At 69.9% G+C, this 17,095-nt stretch carries 18 protein-coding genes; 15 read left to right on the top strand and 3 right to left on the bottom strand.

What is annotated here, in order from left to right:
* Positions 1 to 27: 27 nt before the first annotated feature.
* The 8 genes from rsfS (at position 28) to ROP_RS43480 (ending at position 6,657) form a co-directional block, all read left to right on the top strand.
* Positions 28 to 474: a ribosome silencing factor gene (gene rsfS, locus ROP_RS04985; RefSeq protein ID WP_012688251.1), complete on the top strand. Its 447-nt coding sequence runs from the start codon at positions 28 to 30 to the stop codon at positions 472 to 474.
* The gene (locus ROP_RS04980; protein WP_012688250.1) at positions 471 to 1,130 is read left to right on the top strand and encodes a histidine phosphatase family protein; all 660 of its coding nucleotides are present in this window, start codon (positions 471 to 473) and stop codon (positions 1,128 to 1,130) included. Before rsfS ends, ROP_RS04980 begins: the two co-directional genes overlap by 4 nt.
* Positions 1,117 to 1,914 (top strand): diglucosylglycerate octanoyltransferase, encoded by a 798-nt coding sequence (octT, locus tag ROP_RS04975; protein WP_012688249.1) that lies wholly within the window; start codon positions 1,117 to 1,119, stop codon positions 1,912 to 1,914. The genes ROP_RS04980 and octT overlap by 14 nt, the downstream gene beginning before the upstream one ends.
* Positions 1,915 to 1,918: 4 nt before the next feature.
* A complete protein-coding gene (locus tag ROP_RS04970) occupies positions 1,919 to 2,785 on the top strand; it encodes a DegV family protein (protein ID WP_012688248.1) in 867 nt (288 codons plus the stop codon).
* 69 nt (positions 2,786 to 2,854) lie between these two features.
* Positions 2,855 to 3,715: a ComEA family DNA-binding protein gene (locus ROP_RS04965; protein WP_012688247.1), complete on the top strand. Its 861-nt coding sequence runs from the start codon at positions 2,855 to 2,857 to the stop codon at positions 3,713 to 3,715.
* Positions 3,715 to 5,274, top strand: coding sequence for a ComEC/Rec2 family competence protein (locus ROP_RS04960; RefSeq protein WP_043824236.1), 1,560 nt, complete (start codon positions 3,715 to 3,717; stop codon positions 5,272 to 5,274). The genes ROP_RS04965 and ROP_RS04960 overlap by 1 nt, the downstream gene beginning before the upstream one ends.
* Positions 5,275 to 5,324: 50 nt before the next feature.
* Positions 5,325 to 6,290, top strand: a complete 966-nt coding sequence (locus ROP_RS04955; protein ID WP_012688245.1) for a TIGR03557 family F420-dependent LLM class oxidoreductase — start codon at positions 5,325 to 5,327, stop codon at positions 6,288 to 6,290.
* 196 nt (positions 6,291 to 6,486) lie between these two features.
* Positions 6,487 to 6,657, top strand: a complete 171-nt coding sequence (locus ROP_RS43480; protein ID WP_167315952.1) for a hypothetical protein — start codon at positions 6,487 to 6,489, stop codon at positions 6,655 to 6,657.
* A 6-nt stretch (positions 6,658 to 6,663) separates the two neighbouring features.
* Here the strand turns inward: ROP_RS43480 and ROP_RS04945 are convergent, their stop codons facing one another.
* The gene (locus ROP_RS04945; RefSeq protein WP_012688243.1) at positions 6,664 to 7,392 is read right to left on the bottom strand and encodes a GAF and ANTAR domain-containing protein; all 729 of its coding nucleotides are present in this window, start codon (positions 7,390 to 7,392) and stop codon (positions 6,664 to 6,666) included.
* Positions 7,393 to 7,524: 132 nt separating this feature from the next.
* Between ROP_RS04945 and ROP_RS04940 the strand changes: the two genes are divergently transcribed.
* Positions 7,525 to 9,075 (top strand): carboxylesterase/lipase family protein, encoded by a 1,551-nt coding sequence (locus tag ROP_RS04940; protein ID WP_012688242.1) that lies wholly within the window; start codon positions 7,525 to 7,527, stop codon positions 9,073 to 9,075.
* A gap of 47 nt (positions 9,076 to 9,122) precedes the next feature.
* The gene (locus ROP_RS04935) at positions 9,123 to 10,232 is read left to right on the top strand and encodes a carboxylate-amine ligase (protein ID WP_012688241.1); all 1,110 of its coding nucleotides are present in this window, start codon (positions 9,123 to 9,125) and stop codon (positions 10,230 to 10,232) included.
* Here ROP_RS04935 and ROP_RS04930 read toward each other — a convergent pair.
* The gene (locus ROP_RS04930) at positions 10,225 to 10,974 is read right to left on the bottom strand and encodes a hypothetical protein (RefSeq protein ID WP_012688240.1); all 750 of its coding nucleotides are present in this window, start codon (positions 10,972 to 10,974) and stop codon (positions 10,225 to 10,227) included. The genes ROP_RS04935 and ROP_RS04930 overlap by 8 nt on opposite strands.
* A gap of 117 nt (positions 10,975 to 11,091) precedes the next feature.
* Between ROP_RS04930 and holA the strand changes: the two genes are divergently transcribed.
* Entirely contained in the window at positions 11,092 to 12,069 is a 978-nt protein-coding gene (holA, locus tag ROP_RS04925; RefSeq protein ID WP_012688239.1) for a DNA polymerase III subunit delta, read from the top strand.
* Between the two features lie 100 nt (positions 12,070 to 12,169).
* Here holA and rpsT read toward each other — a convergent pair whose 3' ends face one another.
* Positions 12,170 to 12,430, bottom strand: coding sequence for a 30S ribosomal protein S20 (rpsT, locus tag ROP_RS04920; protein ID WP_012688238.1), 261 nt, complete (start codon positions 12,428 to 12,430; stop codon positions 12,170 to 12,172).
* Between the two features lie 305 nt (positions 12,431 to 12,735).
* On the opposite strand from rpsT, the gene ROP_RS04910 reads away from it, so the two are divergent.
* From ROP_RS04910 to ROP_RS04895, 4 genes are all read left to right on the top strand, one after another.
* Complete coding sequence (locus ROP_RS04910) at positions 12,736 to 14,361, top strand: circularly permuted type 2 ATP-grasp protein (RefSeq protein ID WP_012688237.1); 1,626 nt, start codon at positions 12,736 to 12,738, stop codon at positions 14,359 to 14,361.
* Complete coding sequence (locus ROP_RS04905) at positions 14,361 to 15,332, top strand: alpha-E domain-containing protein (protein ID WP_012688236.1); 972 nt, start codon at positions 14,361 to 14,363, stop codon at positions 15,330 to 15,332. The genes ROP_RS04910 and ROP_RS04905 overlap by 1 nt, the downstream gene beginning before the upstream one ends.
* An 8-nt stretch (positions 15,333 to 15,340) precedes the next feature.
* Positions 15,341 to 16,171 (top strand): transglutaminase family protein, encoded by an 831-nt coding sequence (locus tag ROP_RS04900; protein ID WP_043824233.1) that lies wholly within the window; start codon positions 15,341 to 15,343, stop codon positions 16,169 to 16,171.
* Between the two features lie 64 nt (positions 16,172 to 16,235).
* Positions 16,236 to 17,009: an aquaporin gene (locus ROP_RS04895; protein ID WP_012688234.1), complete on the top strand. Its 774-nt coding sequence runs from the start codon at positions 16,236 to 16,238 to the stop codon at positions 17,007 to 17,009.
* Positions 17,010 to 17,095: the final 86 nt, after the last annotated feature.

The following is a 17,095-nucleotide window of genomic DNA, read 5'->3' as shown; positions in this document are numbered from 1 at the left end:
TTTCCGAACGAACTGGGAGAACATCGCGTGAGCGCAACGACCGAAGCCATCGAGATGGCACGCATCGCGGCAGTGGCTGCCGACGAGAAGCTGGCCTCCGATGTGGTGGTGCTCGATGTTTCCGAGCAGCTGGTCATCACCGACTGCTTCGTCATCGCCTCCGCCCCCAACGAGCGCCAGGTGAACGCGATCGTCGAGAACATCGAGGATCGGCTGCGTGAGGCAGGTCACAAGCCGGTGCGGCGCGAAGGTACCCGCGAAGGCCGTTGGGCACTGCTCGATTTCGTGGACGTCGTCATCCACGTCCAGCACAACGAGGAACGCAATTTCTACGCCCTCGACCGGCTGTGGAAGGACTGCCCGGCCGTCGCGGTCGAGGGTATCGGTCAGCACGGCCCGGCCGACGCGAACGGTGCGGGCGCCGCCGAGAATGCCGGTGCGGGCGCCGCAGAGAATGAGGAGTCCGAGCTGTGACGGATGCTCCCCGTGCCCCGCGGCGGTTGATACTGCTCCGCCACGGACAGACCGAGTACAACGCCGACAACCGCATGCAGGGCCAGCTCGACACCGAACTGTCGGAGCTGGGACGGTCGCAGGCGCGCGCCGCCGCGACCGCGCTCGTCGGTCGGAGGCCTATCTCCATCGTGTCCTCCGATCTGCGGCGGGCCTACGACACCGCCGTGGAGGTCGGCGACAACGCCGGACTTCCGGTGCAGATCGACGAACGCCTCCGGGAGACGCATCTCGGCGACTGGCAGGGACTCACGCACCTCGACGTCGACGCGCGCGCACCCGGCGCCCGCGCCGCGTGGCGCGGGGATGCGACGTGGGCACCCCCCGGCGGCGAGAGCCGCATCGACGTCGCCCGCCGCAGCAAGCCGGTGGTCGCCGAACTGGTCGAGAAGCACGAGGACTGGGCCGAGAAGCCGGTGGTCCTGGTCGCCCACGGCGGACTGATCGCCGCACTGACCGCCGCCCTGCTGGATCTGCCCGTCGACCGCTGGCCGGTGCTGGGCGGGCTGGGCAACACCAGCTGGGTGCAGCTGAGTGCGTACGGGAACTCCGATTCGCTCAGCTGGCGCCTCGACGTGTGGAACGCTTCCGCGAGTGTGGCCAGTGACGTCCTCTGAGGCGGGTGCCGGTCCCGGGGAACGCCCCGTCCTGCTCGTGCTCGCCGATTCGCTGTCGTACTACGGGCCGAAGGGCGGCCTCCCGTCCGACCATCCCGACATCTGGCCCAATATCGTTGGCCGTCAACTCGGCTGGGACGTCGAGTTGGTGGCGCGGATCGGCTGGACCAGCCGCGACGTGTGGTGGGCGCTGACCCAGGACCCACGGGTGTGGTCCGCGGTTCCCCGGGCCGGCGCAGTGGTGTTCGCCGTCGGCGGCATGGATTCGCTGCCGTCCCCGCTCCCGACGGCGTTGCGGGAGCAGTTGCGTTACGTCCGGCCGCCCGCGCTGCGCCGCGTCGTGCGGAGCGGCTACCAGTGGCTTCAGCCCCGGCTGGCGCCGCTGGGCTGGCCGGTGGCGTTGCCCCCGCGGTTGAGCGTCGAGTACCTGGAGAGTTCCCGGGCGGCGCTCGCGTACATGCGGCCCGAACTTCCCGTCATCGGGACCCTGCCGTCGGTGCATCGCAGCGAGGCCTACGGCAAGGTCCACGCGGGGCGTCCCGGTGCCGTCGCCGCCATCACGACGTGGTCGGAGAAGAAGAACGTGCCCCTCGTCGACCTCGCGGAGGCGGTGCGCGCCAACGTCTTCAGTGATCAGGGCAACCCGGACGGCATCCACTGGGGCTGGGACGGGCACACCGAGGTGGCCGCGGCGATGCTGACCGCGATCCGCGCGGCGGATGTCGTGCCGGACTCCGCCGCGGGCGCGGTTCCCGCCGACCCGGTGTCGAGCGGAGCCGAGTAGTCCCATGCCTGTCGTCGTCGTCACCGATTCTTCGGCATCGATTCTGCCCGAACACGTCGAGCAGTACGGGATCCGGGTGGTCCCGCTCCACGTCCTCAGTGGTGGCCGGGACTTCCGGGAGGGAATCGACGAGATCCCCGAGGACCTCGCAGGCGTGACCACGTCGGGCGCATCCCCGAGCGAGCTGTCCGAGGCCTACGCCGAAGCGCTCGAGTCGAGTGAGGGCGCAGGCGTTCTCGCGGTGCACATCTCGCGGCAGCTGTCCGGCACGTGGGAGGCGGGCCGTCAGGCGGCGCAGGAGTTCGACGGCCGGGTGCGGATCGTCGATTCCCAGTCCGCCGGAATGGGATTGGGATTCCCGGTGCTCGAGGCGGCGCGTGTCGCGCAGGCCGGTGCGAACCTCGAGACCGCGTACCGGCGGGCGGTCGACGTCGCGAGCCGCGGGCGTTGCCTGATCGTCGTCGACCGGCTCGACCAGTTGCGTCGCGGAGGGCGGATCGGCACCGCCGCCGCACTGCTCGGCACCGCACTGGCGATGAAGCCGGTGCTGCATCTCGTGGACGGCCGGCTGGTGCTGAAGGAGAAGACGCGGACCTCGACCAAGGCCATGGCCAGGATGGTCGACGTGGCAGTGGAGCAGGCAGGTCTGGACAGAACGGCCGTTGCTGTGCATCACATGCACGCCCCGCAACGCGCCGAAGCGGTGGCGCATCAGCTGAAAGACCGGATTCCGCAGGTCAGCGATCTCGTCGTCACCGATTTCAGTTCAGTGCTCGGAGCCCACGTCGGGGCGGGCGCCATCGGCATCGTGCTGTGCCCGGAACCCGCTCTGCACGACGAAAACCAGGATTCATCCACAACTTCGCACTGATCCACAGGCCGATTCGAATGCCGGGTCGGCGCGGCGACCCTGTGGGCGCCGCACTCTAGCGTCGCGTGCATGGGCATCAGGGAAGAGCGTTCGAGAGGCCGGACCCGGCTCGCGTTCCTGACGTCGGGCGAACACGACGTGCTGCCGCCCGCCACTCCGGCGGCGCCGGAGTGGCTGGCCGAGCCGGGTGAGCCAGGCCTCGACGGCGAGGAGACGTGGTCCGCCGCGCGCCGCCGAGGCGGGTTCGCCCTGCCCGACCGGTGGCGGGACGCACGATTCGACCCCGGGCGGTACGGGGCGATCGCGCTGATCGTGGTGGGAATCGTCGTCGCGACCGCGACCGTGCTGGCGGTGCGCAGCGATCGGCCGGCCACGCAGGCGGTTCCGTCGCTGCCTGCCGCGGGAGTGCATTCCCTGAGTCCGGCGCCGGAACCGGCGACGGTCGCGGCGGCGCCGGCACCCGCGCTGGAGGAGGAGATCGTCGTCAGTGTGGTGGGCCTTGTGGTTTCGGCAGGCCTCGTCCGGCTGCCACCGGGCGCCCGGGTCGCGGACGCGCTCGCCGCGGCGGGTGGAGTGCGCGACGGCGGTGACACCCTCGGATTGAATCTGGCGCAACGGCTTTCGGACGGCGATCAGGTGCTCGTGGGCGTCGCGACCACCCAGCCGCCGCCGAGCGCGGTGGGCGGCACCTCCGCGGGATCGCCGGGACCCGCGGGTGCGGCGACCCCCGCGGCCGGTGGATTGGTGAACCTCAATACGGCGACGGAGACGGAACTCGACGCCCTTCCCGGGGTCGGGCCCGTCACGGCGGCCGCGATCGTGGCGTGGCGCACGACGAACGGAAAGTTCACCGACATCTCACAACTGGGGGAGGTGGACGGGATCGGGCCGGTGCGGCTGGAAAAGCTACGCGCCCAGGTCACCCTGTGATGCCCGAGAGCGAGCCGCGGCTGCTCGACCTCCGGCTACTCCCGTTCGCCGGGATCTGCTGGGCGGCAACGCTGATCGGCATCCTCGGGGGTTCCCGCGCCGCATGGATGCTCCTGACGGCCCTGTCGGGGACGGCCGTCCTCCTCGCCGCCGGGTGCGCGCTGCGGTCACCGGGGCGTTGGACGGCCGGGACGCTCGCGCTACTGCTCTTCGGGTCGTGTTGCGCCGCGGGGGTGGCCTGGCGGGTTCAGGCCGTGGAACGGCACCCGATGACCGAACTCGCCCGGAACGAGACGTGGGTGACCCTCGTCGTCACCCCGGTCGACGATCCCCGGGAGATCGCCGGCTTCGGACGGCACGTGCTCGTGAACGCGGACGTCGTCGAGATTCGCCGGGCCGGGGAGACGATCCACGCGGCCGGCGCGGTGGTCCTCCTCGCCCCGGCGGACGGTTGGCTCGGGCTGCTGCCGGGTCAGGACGTGGTGCTGCGCGGGCAGTTGAGCCCACCGCGGCACCGGGACCTGAGCCTGGCGACGGTCCGGGTGTCCGGACCGCCCGTGGAGGCCGGTCCCACGCCTGCGCACCAGCGGTGGGCCGGCGCTGTGCGGACCCGGTTCGCCGCGGCCGCCGCCGTCCTGCCCGCCGCCGAGGCGGGACTGCTGCCGGGTCTGGTGGTGGGCGACACGTCGGCGCTGCCCCGGGAGGTGAAGGACGACTTCACCGCGACCGGACTGACGCACCTCACGGCGGTGTCGGGGACGAATGTCAGCATCCTGCTGGGGGCGGTGCTGCTCGTGGTCCGAGGGGTGGGGCTGGGTCCGCGGGCCGGCGCGGCGCTGGCCGCCGTCGCATTGATTGCGTTCGTGGTGGTCGCGCGACCGTCACCCAGCGTGCTGCGCGCCGCCGCGATGGGCTCGGTCGCCCTGCTGGCGCTCGTCACGGGGCGGCGGAAACAGGCGATGCCGGCGCTGGCGGCGGGCGTGATCGCACTGCTGGTGTGGGCGCCGGAGCTGGCGGTGAACTTCGGCTTCGTTCTGTCGGCGACCGCCACCGCCGGGTTGATCCTGATCGCGCCCGTGTGGGTCGACGCGCTGGTGGGCCGCGGGTGGCCGCGGGCGGTGGCGGAGACGGTAGCGGTGTCTGTCGCCGCCTTCGCCGTGACCGCTCCGATCGTGGCCGCGATGGCCGGAACCGTGAGTCTGGTCTCGATCTGCGCGAACATCCTGGTCGCCCCCGTGATCGGCGTGATCACCGTGACGGGCGCGGTCACCGCGCTGATCGCGGGGATCAGTGTTCCCGTCGCGGAAGTGGTGGTGCGCCTGACGCAGTGGCCGCTGTGGTGGCTGGTGACCGTGGCCGAGCGCGGTGCGCGGATCCCCGCAGCCTCCGTCCCGGTGCCCTCGGGGCCCACGGGCGCGGTCGTCGTCCTCGGCGCCGCGCTCGCGATCGGTGCGGCGCTGCGCAGTCGCGGAACCCGGCTGGTGCTCACGGGAATCGTGGTCGGGGTGCTGATGTTGTGGGCGCCGGTCTGGCCGTCGGCGCTGGGCCGCCTTGTGTGAACGCGCCCGGATCCGGGAAACCGTCGCAGAACGCAAGGAAGGGACGAGACATGCAGGTCGGGTTCAAGCTGATGGCCGAGACGTTCGATCCACGGGAGATCGTGCGGCAGGCGGTGGAGGCCGAACGGGCCGGCTTCGACTTCGTCGAGGTGAGCGATCACTACCACCCCTGGCTCTACAGTCACGGTCATTCGGGATTCGTGTGGTCGATGCTCGCCGCCGCCGCGGCGCGGACCGAGCGGATCGGTCTGGCCACCGGGGTCACCTGCCCGTTCGTCCGGTACCACCCCGCGATCGTCGCGCAGGCCGCGGCCACCACCGCCGTCCTCAGCGAGGGCCGGTTCACCCTGGGCCTCGGCTCGGGGGAACGGCTGAACGAACACGTCGTCGGCGGCGGCTGGCCGTCGGTGACCGTCCGGCACCAGATGTTGCGGGAGGCGATCGACATCATCCGCCTGCTGTGGTCGGGCGGCTACCACTCCTACGAGGGCAAGCACCTCACCCTCGACGACGCCCGCGTCTTCGATCTCCCCGACGTGCCCCCGGCGATCGCGGTCGCGGCCGGCGGCGCGCAGGCCGTCGGCATCGCCGCGGAGCTCGGCGACGGACTCTTCGCCACCGAACCGGACCCGGATCTGGTGCAGGCCTACACCGCGGCCGGCGGGACGGGCCCGAAATACGGGGAGGTGCCCCTCGCGTGGGCGCCCGACGAGGATTCCGCGGTGGAGTCGGCGCACCGGTTGTTCCGGTTCGGGTTGACCGGATGGAAGGTTCAAGCGGAGCTCCCGAATCCGATCAACTTCGAGGCGGCGTCGTCGTCGGTCCGCACCGAGGACGTCCGGGACGCGATGGCGTGCGGGCCGGACGTCCGGCGGCACCTCGAGGTGGCGGGCTCGTTCGTCGACGCCGGATTCGATCGTCTCGCGCTGATCAACGCCGGACCGGACGTGGACGGCTTCTTCGAGTTCTTCGCCACCGAGCTCAGCGAGCCGCTGCGAGCGCTGACCCCGTCCTGACATATGCTGTGCCGCTGTCACTTTCGTCTCCGGAATGCGTCGCTCGGCAGGCTCGGCGCGACCGCGGTGGATCCGCTTCTGTATCGTTTCGACTTCGATTCCCGATGTGCGTATGAGACACCCGAACACCGACTACCATCCGGTGACAGAAGTCGAGGGCGAACGGTCTTGGAGCACACCCGCATTGGAGGGCGAGATGTCGGAATCGGAGCGGACGGATCTCGACGTGGACGACGAACTCGACGCCGGACAGGTGTGGAGAGCGCAGCGCGTCGTCGCTGCTCAGTCGCTCGACGCCGCAGACTGCCGCATGCTGCTGTCGATGCTCGGTATCGCCGGTACCCCCGATTCGCCGGAGTCGGACTGACCGCGGTCAGGTCATCTTCCGGTGATGGTGCGCGACGATCTCCTGCGCCACCGTCGCCAACTTGAGGTTCATGTCCTGCGAGGTGGTGCGGAGAATCTCCATCGCCTGTGTCTCGGAAATGTTGTGGAATGCCATCAGCAGACCCACCGCCTTCCCGATCTCACGGTTGCTCACGAGGCCGGCCCGCAGCGTCTCGGCCTCGAGGTGCTCGTGCACCGCCGCCATCGCCACCGCCGCGAACGAGGCGAGCATGATGCCCTGCTCCACGGAGGCGGTAGTCAGGGCCCCCGGCGTGTCCGAGAACAGATCGAGGGCGCCGACCTTGCGTCCCAGGATGACGAGGCGGAAACCGGCCGCCCCGCGCACCGGCGTCTCGGCCAGCACCCGTCGTGAGAGCCGCGGCCATTGTGACGACGTGGACAGGTCCGTTTCGAACTGAGGGGTGTCGCTGACGATGGCGTCGACGCACGGCCCCTCGTTCTCGACGCGCTCGAGCTCGTCGACGCGGGCGGCGATGTCGTCGCTGGCCGCCACCGTCACGTAGCGGGCGCCCTGCCGGAGCATCAGGCTCGCGTGCTGACAACCCTCGACGAGTAGCGGCGCGGCGTCGCAGATGGCTTGGTGGACCTGCCCGAAATCCTGGCCCGCGTAGAGCAGATCGGCGAGGGTCGCGAACGTCGCCGCAGACTTGCCGACGGCCTGCGAGCGTGACGTATCGGGCACTATGTCTCGCATCGGTTCCTCCAGCGTGCGGGCATGCGCCCGGCTCACTGACTCAGTCTGCCAGAGCGGGCGGTCGGCGCCGTCCGAGCCGGAAGAATCTGCGAACGGACTCCGGAGGCGGGCTGCCCGGGCGAAGATGACGTCATGGTTTCGCATACCGAGAACCCACTCGTGGCCGTCCGTGAGGGCACGCTGCGCGGCGTCCGGGTGGGCGGCGTCCTGTCGTGGAAAGGCATTCCCTACGCGGCGCCGCCGATCGGTGAGCGGCGGCTCCGCGCCCCGCACCCGCCCGAACCTTTCGACGGTGTGCGCGACTGCTCCCGGTTCGGCCCGATCGCGCCGCAGAACGAACACGGGCCGCTGCCCATCGATCCCGGTCTGACCATCGACGAGGACTGTCTCACCCTGAACGTCTTCGCGCCGGCGGCGGATGCCGGGCGACCACGGCCGGTGATGGTGTGGATCCACGGCGGGGCGTACTACCTCGGTTCGTCCGGGCAGCGCATGTTCGATCCGTCCCGGCTCGTCGAACGCGGCGACGTCGTGGTGGTCACGTTCAACTACCGGCTCGGTGCGCTGGGGTTCCTGGACTTCTCCGCGTTCTCGACCGAGGAGCACCCGTTCGACACGAACGTCGGCCTGCGCGATCAGATCGCGGCCCTGACGTGGGTGCGTGACAACATCGCGGCGTTCGGCGGCGACCCGGCCGACGTCACCCTGTTCGGGGAGTCCGCCGGTGGCGGCTCGGTCACCACGCTGATGACGTCGCCGCAGGCAGAGGGGCTGTTCCATCGCGCGATCGCCGAGAGCTCGCCGGCGACGTCGGTGTACGGCAGTGCGCGAGCCGAGAGTATCGCCGAATCGTTCCTCGAACTGCTCGACATCGCGCCTGCCGACGCGGGCCGTCTGCGCGACCTTCCCGTCGACGTACTGACGAAGGCATGCGTCGAACTCGTCCAGCAGGTGCCCGCGCGGGTGCCCGGGACCCTGGCGGTTGCCCCGACCGTCGACGGGGACGTGGTCCCGCACTACCCGGTGGCGGCCTTCCGGAAAGGACTCGCGCATCGAGTTCCGCTGCTGATCGGGACGAACAAGGACGAGGCGTCGATGTTCCGGCTGATGAAATCGCCCCTGATGCCGATCACCCCGGACGCGGTGCATCAGATGTTCGTGGCGATCGCCGCCGACCACCCCGACCTCCCCGCCGACGAGGAACAGGAGGTGGCCGCGGCGTATCCCGACTACCCGAAGAAACGCTCGGCGATGGAGATCTCGCGGGACGCCGCGTTCCGGATGCCGACGCTGTGGATCGCGGAGGCGCACAGCCGCGTCGCGCCCACCTGGCTGTACCGCTTCGACTACGCCACACCCTTCCTGCGCGCCGCACGGATCGGTGCCACGCACGGCACCGAGGTGCCCTACGTCTTCGGCAACTTCGGCGTCGTCCCGCACGACCCCACGTTCAAGCTCGGTGGGCACCGGACCGCCGGCCACGTGTCGGAGCGGATCCAGCGACGGTGGCTGTCCTTCGCCACCGCGGGCACCCCGGACGGAACCGGGGCGGAGATCGAGTGGCCGCGGTACGACGAAGGCGACCGCGCGACCCTGCTGATCGGCCGATCCGACGCGGTCGCCCACGATCCGGACCGGGAACTGCGCCGGGCGTGGGGCGAGGAGGTCATCGGCTTCACCTGAGCCGGGGGCCCGGTTTCGTCTCCGCGGAACTCGGGGATACCTGCTGAATGAGCGCTGCAGCAACGGAATCGGATCGCGACCTCAGTGTGGGGGTGGAGGAGGAGTTCTTCCTCGTCGACGAATCCGGTCATCTCTCCTCCGCGGGACCCGACGTGGTCGCGGAGGCCGGCCACGACATTCACGGGCTCCAACGTGAACTCGCCCGGTGCCAGATCGAGACGGCGACGGGCGTGTGCCACACCGGGGAGGAACTGCACGAGGAGTTGCGCAGCCTGCGACGCCGGCTGGTGAAGGCCGCCGCGGGCCGCGACCTGTTGCTGGTGCCCAGCGGAACCTCGCTGATCGCCGAGGGATTGCCTCCGGCGATCACTCCGAGCCCGCGGTACGAGGAGATGGCCCGCCACTTCGGGTCGATCGTGGACACGGTGACCACGTGCGGCTGTCACGTGCACGTGGGGATCCCGAGCCGCGACGTGGGGGTGCTCGTGAGCAACCAGCTGCGCAGCTGGCTCCCCGTGCTTCTCGCGCTCGCCGCGAACTCGCCGTTCCACAGCGGGCACGACACCGGTTACCACAGCTGGCGGCACATCATGTGGTCGCGGTGGCCGTCGGCGGGACCGCCGCCGCACTTCGATTCCGCGGACGAGTACGAGTCGTCGGTCGGCGCCATGATCGGGACCGGCGCCGCCATGGACCGGGGAATGATCTACTGGCACGTCCGGCTGTCCGACAAGCAGCCGACGATCGAGGTCCGGATCGCGGACGTCGCCATGACCGCGGCGCACGCGGCGCTCTACGCGGTGGTCGTGAAGGGCCTCGTGGGGTGGGCGCTGCGGTCGGTGGCGAACGGCGACACGGTGCCATGGCTGCGCGTCGAGTTGCTGCGGGCGCAGTTGTGGCGGGCGGCCCGGGACGGACTCGACGGGGAATGCACCAGCCCGGCAACCGATCGGCCCCTGCCCATCCGCAGGCACCTGGAATTGCTGAACGAGTGCGTGGCCCCGGGACTCGGCGCCGGCGACCGGGCGTTCCTCGAATCGGGACTCGACACGGTGCTGCGGGAGGGCACCGGCGCCGAGAAGCAACGGACGGAATTCGCGCGCGTCGGCACGCTGGCGGCGGTGGTCGGCCTGCTGACACGCGAAGTGGTCAGCTGACCGCTGGTGGCGGAGTCAGCTCGGTGAGACCGGCCGCGGTGGTGGAGCCGAGGTAGCCGGGGTGCAGCAGCCCGGTGGACGCGGGTCCCGCGAGCAGGGTGCCCGCGCTGGAATCCGGTCCGGTGCGCAGCGGACCGGGATCGTCGATCAGCGCCTCCACGGTCGCCGTGTCGGCGAGGCTGAGGTCGATGCGTTGCCCGCCGGGCTGGTACACGGCGAGGACGACCGGTTCGGGATAGTGCGCGGCGGTGCGGCGCATCACCTGGAATGCGGGATCGGTGCCCAGTGCGAGCACGGTGACATTCGCGAACGACGCGAGCCGGTCGGCGACCGCACGGCCGGAGTCGCTGCGCCACGTGCGCCCGTACAGGGCGAGCGCGTCGGACAGGTGACGCTGCTCGCCTTCGCCTCGCGGGCTGCCGCCCGACGGGTCGAGCAGCGACCGCCACTGGTGCTCGTACACGGCGCACGCGGCGTCGAAGTCGTCGTCGGCGCCGTTCGCCGTGCCCACTCCGAGGACCGGCTCGAGGGCGGATCGACCACCGGCGAACACGGCCTCGGCATGCCCGGAGACCGAGCAGCGGGCCACCAGTTGCACCGACCACCGCAGAAGCAGCCCGTCGCGGCAGGTGTACCGGAAACTCAGTTCGTACCGTTGCCCTGCCGCGCGGTCGTCGTCGAGGTCGATCGTGTGCGCGAAGCCCTCGCGCGTGACGCCGTCCACCTCGGATTCCGCGGTCATATCATCGAGTGTCCACCGCCGACGCCGTCCCTGCGTGGCGATCGCCGGTGTTCGCCGTGCTCGGTCCCGCCTCGGGGTGTCGGCGAACGTGTCCGCCCCACGTGGCACGATCTTCGCGTGAGCACTCCAACTCAGCTCGAACAGCTCCATCTGGTCCTCGGTGACGAGGAATTCCTCGTCGAACGCGCGGTGGCGCAGGTCGTCGGCCAGGTCCGCGCGAGCGCGAACGTCGCCGCCGGCGCCGAGCTTCCCGTCAACCGGCTGCGAGCGGGCGACGCCGGGGCGGCCGAACTCGCCGAACTGCTCAGCCCGTCCCTGTTCGCCGAGGACCGCGTGGTGGTGCTCGAGGCCGCCGCAGAGGCGGGCAAGGACGCGGTGGCACTGGTCCTCGACGCCGCGGGCGACCCGCCTCCGGGCGTCGTTCTGGTGGTCCTGCACTCGGGCGGTGGCCGTGCGAAAGCGATGACCGGGGCGCTGGAGAAGCTCGGGGCCGTGGTGCACCCGTGCGCCAAACTGAAGTCCGGCGAGCTCATCGGGTTCATTCGCGGCGAGTTCCGCACCCTCGGGGTCCGGGTGTCGCCGGACGTGGTGCAGAGCGTGTTCGAGGGAGTCGGCTCGAATCTGCGCGAACTGGCCGCCGCGTGCTCGCAGCTCACGGCGGACACCGGCGGAAAGATCGACGTCGCCGCCGTGCAGCGGTACTACTCGGGCAAGGCCGAGGTGAGCGGATTCGACGTCGCGGACAAGGCCGTCGCCGGCGACACCGCGGGCGCGATCGAGGCGCTGCGCTGGGCGATGCTGCGCGGTGTGCCGCACGTGCTGCTCGCGGACGCACTGGCCGACGCGGTGCACTCGATCGCCCGGGTCGCCCCGGCCGGGCGCGGCGACCCGTTCCGGATGGCGTCGGAACTGGGCATGCCGCCCTGGAAGATCAAGAAGGCGCAGGCCCTCGCGAAGGGATGGACGCCCACGTCGGTCGGGGAGGCACTGCGGATCGTCGCCGCCCTGAACGCCGACGTCAAGGGCGCGGCGGCCGACGCGGACTACGCCGTCGAGAGTGCCGTGGGACGCGTCTCCCGGCTACGCCAGATCTGACGGCCGGAGCTGACGGCGACACACGAGGAACGGAGACACGACAACAGCCGCTCGGTCCGAGGACCGAGCGGCTGTTGGAGAGCCTACGACGGAAGAACCGTCAGATCTTGTTGACAGCCTGCGCGAGAGCAGACTTCTTGTTGGCAGCCTGGTTGGCGTGGATGACGCCCTTGCTGGCTGCCTTGTCGAGCTTGCGGCTGGTGGCGACGAGGAGCTCGTTGGCCTTGTCCTTGTCACCGGCCGCCGCAGCCTCGCGGAACGAGCGGATCGCCGTGCGCAGCGAGGACTTCACCGACTGGTTACGGAGTCGGGCCGCCTCGTTGGTACGGATCCGCTTCACCTGGGACTTGATGTTGGCCACGCGTAAAATCCTGTCGTCTTAAGCTGGTTACGGTCGAGAAAGCTCTGGGCGCACACATATGCACCGACAGGCGAGATTACCAGTGATCGGTGTCCGATCTCAAACCGGCGCCGGACGCGCCGACAAATCCTGCGGCTGTGCTGCTGAACGGGTGTACGTGTAGCAGCATGTCTGGGATGACGCCCCCAGCATCGAAGTCGTCAACAATATCGAAGTCGTCGGCCACCTCGAAAGCCCCCGGCCGAAAATCGGGGGCCGCGGCGCAGGCGGGTCCGAAGGCGGCGGGAACCCCGCCCCGGACGCGGGTGACCGCGCGGCCTCGCAAGCCTGCCGAACCCGCCCACGTGTTCGACGGGTACACGGACATCGGCCGCTACGGTCTGGCGTTCGACGAGATGTTCGACCGCGACGGCACCGTCCGCCCGCCCTACAAGGGCGTCTTCAAGGCGCTCGAGCCCGCGGACCGGGCCGACCTCGCCGCCCGATCCGACGCGCTGGGCAGGGCGTTCATCGACCAGGGTGTGACGTTCTCGCTGTCCGGTCAGGAACGGCCCTTCCCCCTCGACCTGGTGCCCCGCGTCATTGCGGCGGCGGAGTGGACGCGTCTCGAGAAGGGCATCAAGCAGCGGGTGCAGGCGCTCGAGATGTTCCTCGACGACGTGTACGGGGAACAGCGCATCCTGCGCGACCACGTGCTGCCGAAGCGGTTGGTCACCTCGTGCGAGCACTTCCACCGGGAGGCGTCGGGGATCGTCCCGCCGAACGGGGTGCGGATCCACGTCGCCGGAATCGACCTCGTCCGCGACGAGAACGGGGTCTTCCGGGTGCTGGAGGACAACCTGCGTTCGCCGTCGGGGGTGTCCTACGTCATGGAGAACCGCCGCACGATGGCGCGGGTGTTCCCCGACCTGTTCATGTCGCACCGCGTGCGGTCCGTCGGGGACTACGCCTCGCACCTGCTGCGGGCGCTGCGGGCGTCCGCCGCCCTCAACGAGGCCGACCCGACCGTCGTCGTCCTGACACCGGGTGTCGCGAACTCCGCGTACTTCGAGCATTCGCTGCTCGCGCGCCAGATGGGTGTCGAACTCGTCGAGGGCCGCGACCTCTTCTGCCGCGACAACATGGTCTACATGCGCACCACCGAGGGTGAACGGCAGGTCGACGTCATCTACCGCCGCATCGACGACGACTACCTCGACCCCATGCACTTCCGGCCGGACTCCGTGCTCGGGGTGGCCGGCGTCCTGAACGCGGCCCGGGCGGGCAACGTCGTCATCTCGAGTGCCGTCGGGAACGGCGTGGGCGACGACAAACTCGTCTACACCTACGTCCCGCAGATCATCGACTACTACCTCGGGGAGAAGCCGCTGCTCGCGAACGTCGACACGTTCCGCTGCTGGCTCGACGAGGAACGCGAGGAGGTGCTGGACCGGGTCGGAGAATTGGTGATCAAACCGGTGGAGGGTTCCGGTGGCTACGGCATCGTCTTCGGCCCCGACGCGTCACCGAAGGAGCTGAACACGATCACGCGGAAGATCAAGGCGGACCCCCGCGGCTGGATCGCGCAGCCCGTGGTCCAGCTGTCGACGGTGCCGACGAAGGTCGGGGACGAACTGGTTCCCCGGCACGTCGATCTGCGTCCGTTCGCCGTCAACGACGGCGACGACGTCTGGGTGCTGCCGGGCGGCCTGACCCGCGTGGCCCTGCCCGAGGGGTCGCTCGTCGTGAACTCCAGCCAGGGCGGCGGCAGCAAGGACACGTGGGTGCTCGCGAGCAGAAGCTCCGACGAGGAGCGGGAACTGGCGGGTGAGGAGCTCGTGGCCGCACCGGCGCAGTCCGCCGAGGCCGAGCAGGGACCCGAACTCAGCACGACCCAACTTCAGCAGCAACAACAGCAACAGCAACAACACGGCCGCGGAGGTGATCGCTGATGCTGGCCAGGAACGCCGAATCGCTGTACTGGATCGGCCGGTACGTCGAGCGGGCCGACGACATGGCCCGCATTCTCGACGTCGCCGTGCACCAGCTCCTCGACGACGCGTCGGTGGACCCGGACCGCACGTCCCGGTTGCTGCTGCGGGTGCTCGGCATCGAAGCACCCGACACGCAGCTCGACGTCCGGTCGGTGACCGAACTGGTGGCGTTCAGCCGCAACCAGGTGGGCTCGATCATCGACTCCCTCGCCAGCGCCCGCGAGAACGCGCGCGGTGCCCGCGAGGTCACGTCCAGCGAGATGTGGGAGTGCCTCAACACCACGTACAACGGCCTCGCCGAGCGGGAGCGGGCGTCCAAGCGTCTCGGGCCGCACGAGTTCTTCCGGTACGTGGAGGAACGCGCGGCGATGTTCGCGGGCCTGGCCGACTCGACCATGAGCCGCGACGACGGATACCGCTTCCTGCTGCTCGGCCGCTCGATCGAACGCGTCGACATGCTCGCGCGGATGCTGTTGTCCCGTGCGGGCGACCGCCCGTCCTCGCCCGCGTGGGTGACGGTGCTGCGCTCCGCGGGAGCCCACGACACCTACCTGCGCACGTACCGCGGCGCGCTGGACGCCAACCGGGTGGTCGAGTTCATCCTGCTGGACCGGCTGTTCCCGCGGTCGGTGTTCCACGCCATCCGGCAGGCGGAGCTGTGCCTCGCCGAACTCGACCACCAGCCCGACAGCCGCGTCGGACACCGGGCCGAGGCGCAGCGCCTCCTCGGCAGGGCGCGGAGCGAACTCGAGTTCCTGCCGCCCGGCGTGCTCCTCGAGGATCTCCACGATCGGCTCGCGGGATTGCAGGAAACCTGCCGCGAACTGGGAGAAGCCATCGCGCTGCAGTATTTTCACGCCGCGCCGTGGGTGGCGTGGACCGATGCACGGGCCGTCGGCGGCGAATCCGTCGTGGAGGGAGAGCTGTGAGCTGGCGAATGAGAGTCGTGCACACCACCGGGTATGCCTACGACGCACCGGTCACGTCCTCGTACAACGAGGCGCGACTCACCCCGCGCGGTGACAGCAGGCAGACGGTGATCCTGAATCGGGTGGAGACCACACCGGCGACGCGGTCGTACCGCTACACCGACTACTGGGGCACCGCCGTCACCGCGTTCGATCTCCATGCGCCGCACAAGGAACTCGAGGTCACCGGGCTGTCCGTCGTCGAGACCGAACCGTTCTGGGAGCCGGAGGAGAAGGCGGACTGGGGCGAACTGGCGAGCCCGCCGCTCACCGACCGGTTCAACGAGCAGCTGAGCAACACCACGTTCGTGCCGCGCAGCCGCAAACTCGACACCATCGCGCGGGACCTGCGCAAGGGACGCACCCCCGACGAAGCCGTTGTCGCGGCGGCGGACTGGGTGCACCGGGAGATGGACTACGTCCCGGGCACGACGGGCGTCCACACGTCCGCGGTCGACGCCTGGGCCGAACGGCAGGGCGTGTGTCAGGACTACGCGCACCTGACTCTGGTTCTGTTGCGCAGCATGGGAATTCCGAGCCGCTACGTGTCCGGCTATCTGCACCCGAAACCCGATGCGGCGGTGGACGAGACGGTGGCGGGGGAGAGTCACGCCTGGGTCGAGGCGTGGACCGGGGCGTGGTGGGGATACGACCCGACCAACGCCGTGGCGGTGAACGAACAGCACGTGTCAGTGGGCATCGGGCGGGACTACGCGGACGTTCCGCCGCTCAAGGGCATCTTCTCCGGTGGCCGGGCAACAGATCTCGAAGTCGTCGTGGAGATCACCCGCCTGGCGTAAAGTGCCACCCAGATCTATCCGTGGAAAGCAGGACTAACGATCCATTTCGACGAAGGTGGGTTCAATGTCTCCAACCGCACAGGAATACGTAGAAGTCGAACCGATCTCGGATCTGAAGAAATACGTAGCAGAGGCGGTCGGCACGTTCGTACTGGTCTTCGCGGCGGTGGGGACGGCGGTCTTCGCCGGAGCCAAGGTCGGGAACCTCGGTGTGGCACTGGCATTCGGACTGACCCTGCTCTTCCTCGTCTACGCCATCGGACCGATCTCGGGCTGCCACGTCAACCCCGCCGTCACCGTGGGGCACCTCGCGCTCGGCCGGTTGTCCGTCGCGAAGGCGGGACTGTACATGGTCGCCCAGGTCATCGGTGGTCTCGTCGCCGGTGTGGTGGTCTACGCGATCGCGCAGAGCCTGCCGTCGTACAACCGGGCGGACGACGGTCTCGGCGCCAACGGCTGGGGCGCCCACAGTCCGTCCGCCATCAAGGGACCGCTCGGCGGGGTCATCGAGAACGGATACGGGATCGGCGCCGCGATGATCGTCGAAGTCCTCCTCACCGCGCTGCTCGTGTTCGTGGTTCTCGCGTCCACCGACCAGATCTCCGACGTCCCGCTCGCCGGGGTGTCGATCGGATTCACCCTCGCCGTGATCCACCTCGTATCGATTCCGATCGACAACACCTCCGTCAACCCGGCCCGCAGCCTCGCCGTCGCGCCCTACCAGAACGGCGCGCTCGCCCAGGTGTGGCTGTTCATCGTGTTCCCGCTGATCGGCGGCGCGGTGGGCGCGCTGGTCTACCGGTCGCTGTTCGGCCGGTACGACCGACTGCAGAGCTGAGCGCCGGCTGACCCTCCTGCGGGCAGGGTTTCTCACCTGCGTCGTACTCGCGTTCACGGGGGCGTTCCCGGCGGCGACCGCGACCG

Source organism: Rhodococcus opacus B4 (genome assembly GCF_000010805.1).
Classification (GTDB): domain Bacteria; phylum Actinomycetota; class Actinomycetes; order Mycobacteriales; family Mycobacteriaceae; genus Rhodococcus_F; species Rhodococcus_F opacus_C.
Note: the sequence above shows the minus strand (reverse complement) of the source record. Positions and strands in the feature narration are given on the sequence as shown.

Excerpts from the sequence above, each read along its gene's own strand:
- ROP_RS04965 (WP_012688247.1), top strand. The coding sequence starts at position 2,855 with ATGGGCATCAGGGAAGAGCGTTCGAGAGGCCGGACCCGGCTCGCGTTC.
- ROP_RS04955 (WP_012688245.1), top strand. The coding sequence starts at position 5,325 with ATGCAGGTCGGGTTCAAGCTGATGGCCGAGACGTTCGATCCACGGGAG.
- ROP_RS04895 (WP_012688234.1), top strand. The coding sequence starts at position 16,236 with ATGTCTCCAACCGCACAGGAATACGTAGAAGTCGAACCGATCTCGGAT.
- ROP_RS04905 (WP_012688236.1), top strand. The coding sequence starts at position 14,361 with ATGCTGGCCAGGAACGCCGAATCGCTGTACTGGATCGGCCGGTACGTC.
- ROP_RS04970 (WP_012688248.1), top strand. The coding sequence starts at position 1,919 with ATGCCTGTCGTCGTCGTCACCGATTCTTCGGCATCGATTCTGCCCGAA.
- ROP_RS04900 (WP_043824233.1), top strand. The coding sequence starts at position 15,341 with ATGAGAGTCGTGCACACCACCGGGTATGCCTACGACGCACCGGTCACG.
- ROP_RS04935 (WP_012688241.1), top strand. The coding sequence starts at position 9,123 with ATGAGCGCTGCAGCAACGGAATCGGATCGCGACCTCAGTGTGGGGGTG.
- ROP_RS04930 (WP_012688240.1), bottom strand. The coding sequence starts at position 10,974 with ATGACCGCGGAATCCGAGGTGGACGGCGTCACGCGCGAGGGCTTCGCG.
- ROP_RS04940 (WP_012688242.1), top strand. The coding sequence starts at position 7,525 with ATGGTTTCGCATACCGAGAACCCACTCGTGGCCGTCCGTGAGGGCACG.
- ROP_RS04960 (WP_043824236.1), top strand. The coding sequence starts at position 3,715 with ATGCCCGAGAGCGAGCCGCGGCTGCTCGACCTCCGGCTACTCCCGTTC.
- ROP_RS04945 (WP_012688243.1), bottom strand. The coding sequence starts at position 7,392 with ATGCGAGACATAGTGCCCGATACGTCACGCTCGCAGGCCGTCGGCAAG.
- ROP_RS43480 (WP_167315952.1), top strand. The coding sequence starts at position 6,487 with ATGTCGGAATCGGAGCGGACGGATCTCGACGTGGACGACGAACTCGAC.